This window comes from Methanoregula sp. PtaB.Bin085 (assembly GCF_002067035.1).
Lineage (GTDB): Archaea > Halobacteriota > Methanomicrobia > Methanomicrobiales > Methanospirillaceae > Methanoregula.
Genome location: NZ_MVQB01000049.1, coordinates 1 through 3,815 on the forward strand (window position 1 = coordinate 1; position 3,815 = coordinate 3,815).

Annotated in this window: 4 protein-coding genes and 1 pseudogene; 4 read left to right on the forward strand and 1 reads right to left on the reverse strand. The window is 54.3% G+C overall.

Going from position 1 to position 3,815, the window contains the following annotated elements:
- Nucleotides 1-1,230, reverse strand: a 1,230-nt coding sequence (locus A4E33_RS10815; protein ID WP_292348050.1) for a UvrD-helicase domain-containing protein, incomplete at its 3' end; no start/stop codon positions are given.
- 430 nt (nucleotides 1,231-1,660) lie between these two features.
- Here A4E33_RS10815 and A4E33_RS10820 point away from each other — a divergent pair.
- From A4E33_RS10820 to A4E33_RS10835, 4 genes and pseudogenes are all read left to right on the forward strand, one after another.
- Nucleotides 1,661-1,801, forward strand: a complete 141-nt coding sequence (locus A4E33_RS10820) for a hypothetical protein (protein ID WP_292348052.1) — start codon at nucleotides 1,661-1,663, stop codon at nucleotides 1,799-1,801.
- A complete protein-coding gene (locus A4E33_RS10825; RefSeq protein WP_292348054.1) occupies nucleotides 1,780-2,070 on the forward strand; it encodes a hypothetical protein in 291 nt (96 codons plus the stop codon). Before A4E33_RS10820 ends, A4E33_RS10825 begins: the two co-directional genes overlap by 22 nt.
- On the forward strand, nucleotides 2,057-2,401 hold the full coding sequence (locus A4E33_RS10830; protein ID WP_292348056.1) for a hypothetical protein: 345 nt from the start codon (nucleotides 2,057-2,059) through the stop codon (nucleotides 2,399-2,401). Before A4E33_RS10825 ends, A4E33_RS10830 begins: the two co-directional genes overlap by 14 nt.
- Nucleotides 2,398-3,815: pseudogene (locus A4E33_RS10835) on the forward strand (hypothetical protein); the annotation flags it as partial. The gene A4E33_RS10830 and the pseudogene A4E33_RS10835, both read left to right, overlap by 4 nt.

Sequence of the window (3,815 nt, forward strand, 5' to 3'; positions counted from 1 at the left end):
GATGGAAATGAAATTTGCGATGTGTCCGTCGAGCCGATTTGTGCTCGCCCTGCATTCTTCCCATACCTTCCCGATAAGTTTAATATACGGGATTTTTTCAATTGTAATTTCGGAAGAGGGATATTTTTTCTTTAAGGCATTTTCGAACCCTTTCATAAGAACCGATTCAAAATCATTGCCATAATCCGCGCTGGATGTTTCTATGAGGAGATACTTATCTTGACCCTGGAATTTTAGTTTCTTTTTCTCCATCCCCTCGGTGTATTCCCTTTGAGGATCTTTTCCTGAGAACCATGGAGGTACACCTCCATTCTTGTCAATTGCCCAGTGTTCGTGATAGATATCAAAACCCGGCAGGAAAAAATCAGGCTGTGGAATTTTCTCCTTCCCCTCTCCATCCAAATACGCCATCCACTTGGCGGGGGACTCATATTCGATACCGATTGGTTTCCCATTCACCCGGTGACTGAAATAGAAGTTGAAAATCTCACATTCGGCCTTGCTTTTTACTTTTATCCCACCAAGAGTAGTATATTGTAAATTCCTTACATAGTTGTAATAGTCCTGAAGATCTGTAAAATCCTCTTCTGATTTTTCAACACTTGAATACCCATATGAAAATAAAAAATTCCAGAGTAATCGATCGAAAACCGGATCATCACGTGATGTCCGAAACATTTCGCTGATATATTTAGAGAATTGGTAATCGGCATTATCTCCAGTAAATTTCAATCGAGGCACTTCTTTATTCAGGTATTGCGATGCGTGTTCGCAGATTTCCTTTCCCAACGCATGGAAAGTCTTTATTTTTACATTAATGTTGTATCTCTCTGCAAGACGCTCTTGAATCTCATGTGCTGCCTTATTTTGATATGCAAGGACCAGAATTCTTTCAGGACTCACGGTGTCTGGCTTTCGTTCCGTCAGGTAGGCAATTCTGTTGATGATCACCTCTGTTTTTCCAGACCCTGCACCTGCAACAATGAGATTGTGACAATCGTCGATTATCACCGCTCTCTTCTGATTCTCATCCAAAGGATAGGGGGATTTGAGAAACAAGGGTTGATAGTCATTCATTCGCGTCTGAATAAAATATTCATTAAAATTCACTATTCCCTCATTTACAGCTAAAATTTCAGTTTTAAGAGGGATGATCTGTTCAACGAGAGGTCTCGGAAGAAGGTTCCTGTGATTGAAGGTTAATTTCAGGGCATCAAGATTGTTTTTCAAATTGGACAGGATTTCGATTTTTTTTGGGTGAACAAGATACGCATCATGAGATTTCAGATATTGGAGGGTATTTTGATTATATTCAGTGAAAATTGAGAATTGTGTTGAGATTTGGGAAAATATGTCGTTTCTCGATTGATGTAATTTTTGTAATCGTTTCTCGATTCGTGGCCGTAAGAAAAACCCAATGAGAATGGGATAGCAAAAAAGCGATATGGTACGTAATTTATTATTCCACTCAATCTCTTTTGTCACTGTATTCAATTTTTCAATATTATCCTTCAATTGCATACGAATTATTCAATAATTCACATGAATCAAACAAAATGATTCCCCCCTTTCGCCCCCCGCGGTTTTCCCTTATCACCATCCCTCTCCCACGCACTCCTCGTGCCCGGGACATGCCATCCCGGCGCACAGGAGTAGCAACTTGCACGAAATCACTCAGGAAACCCTGGACCACCTCCCCGACCCGATTGCAAAACTCGTCTGGGAGAAATGGATCGCCGAAGGAAAAGCCCGCCTGGTTACGCGCTGCGAGGTGAAGGCATGCCCGACCGCACCAGAATAGGCGGCAGCCCCCAGCCCGATTCATGCGCGAACACGGAATCCGGGGAGACTGCCACCAGCTCTTCAGCCCCGGACAAAATAAGCGCTCCGGAAGGCACCGTCACCCATAGGTCGGGCCCGGTGCCTCTCTACCTCATCGCCCAGGCCATCTCCACCGGAGTTCACGAGCACGGAGACAGGATCCTCGCGGTCCACATCCGGAGGACCCGGAACCACCAGTACCTCATCACCCTCTTCACGGGGAAGGAGGAGGGGGATGCCCATGCATGAGCCGGGGACCCTCTCCCGCGGAGAGGACGGAAACATCTGCATCAAGGCCGAGGATGAGAACTATTTCATTCCAGCCGGAGATGTCCGGCCGCTCCTGCTCGCCGGAAAAGCGACGCCAGTGCTCGCCACCCGGCGTGTGCCCCGCGGAGGAGGGCTGGCGATCATCGAAGGCTATGCGGTTGTGGGCAGCGGCGGGAGATCGGTCTTGATCTACAGCAGGGCCGGCCACTTCCTCACCCCGATGGTGAACTTCCTCAGGGTGGCACGGGGAGAGGCACAATCTGCCCCGCTCTTCCCGCTCATCCCGGGAGATGCGGGAGCGGGGCCATGAGCGATGAGCTCAGGAACGCACTCTCGCTCCTCTCTCCTGCAGGCAACGTAATCGAGCTCCGGGCAATCGCGGATGCCGCGGTCCACAGCGGGTACTTTCACGACCAGGGAGCCCTCGTCACCCAGGCACTCATGCTGGACTCGCTCCCCGAAGTCCAGGGGATCTATGTCACCCTGAACGAAGTGAACCCCGCCCTTCTCGCACGGCGGGCGAACCGGGTGAAGATCCGGCTCGGCCGGAAGGATGCCACGACAAGCGATGCCGATATCCTCCGCCGCCGGTGGTTTCCCATCGACGTTGACCCGCAGAGGCCGAGCGGGGTCTCGTCGACTGATGGCGAGCACCAGGCGGCACTCGTGCGGGCCGAGGAGATCGCCAGGTTTCTCAGCAACGAGAAGGGGTGGCCTGCCCCGGTCCTCGCGGACTCGGGCAACGGTGCACATCTTCTCTACCGGATCGATCTCCCGAACGATAACGCGAGCCGTGACCTGGTGAAGCGATGCCTCGAAGTGCTGGACCTGCTCTTCTCGGACCCGGCATGCAGCATCGACACGGCGAATTTCAACGCAGCCCGGATCTGGAAGCTCTACGGCACGACGTCGCGAAAGGGAGATCATACTCAGGACCGCCCTCACCGGGTGTCCAGGGTGCTTTCGGCTCCGGGCGTTCTGCAGGTCGTTTCGCCGGCACTCCTGCAGCAACTCGCAGGGGCGATTCCCACCGAAGGCCAGGCACCACATGGAAAGAAGCACGGCCCTTTCGACCTCCGGGCGTGGCTCACCGGGCACGGCATCCGAGTCCGGTCGGAACGCCCGTGGAACGGCGGAACCCTGTATGCCCTGGAGGAGTGCCCGTTCTCCACCGCTCACCACGACGGGGCGTTCGCCATCCAGTTCGCGAGCGGGGCGGTATTTGCCGGCTGTCACCACCAGAGCTGCGGCGGCGGCTCGCAGCGGTGGCAGGAGCTTCGGAACCGGTATGAGCGGACCACTCCTCCACGGCCGGCGGCCCCGCCACGGCACACCGATCCCGTCGCTCCGCCCCCGGCCTCTCCCCCTGAAATGGAAGAGGCCGTCGGGATACTCAGTTCGGGCGACCCGCTGCGCGAGATGCTCCGGACCTTCGCACTCGACCACGAGGGCGACGGCACTGTCGCCGAATGCCTCATCCTCTCCCTCGCCTCGCGATCGGTGATCAACACCAACGGACTGCACGTCTCCGTCACCGGCGAGAGCGGGAAGGGCAAGAGCCACGCGTTCGGAACGATGCTCCGGCAGGTCCCGGAGCGGTTCCGGCTCAAGGGGGCGATGAGCAACAAGGCGCTCTTCTACCACGACAACCTGCAGCCCGGCAGCGTGATCGTGCTCGACGACACCACGCTCTCGGACGAGATGCAGGAGATCCTCAAAGGCGT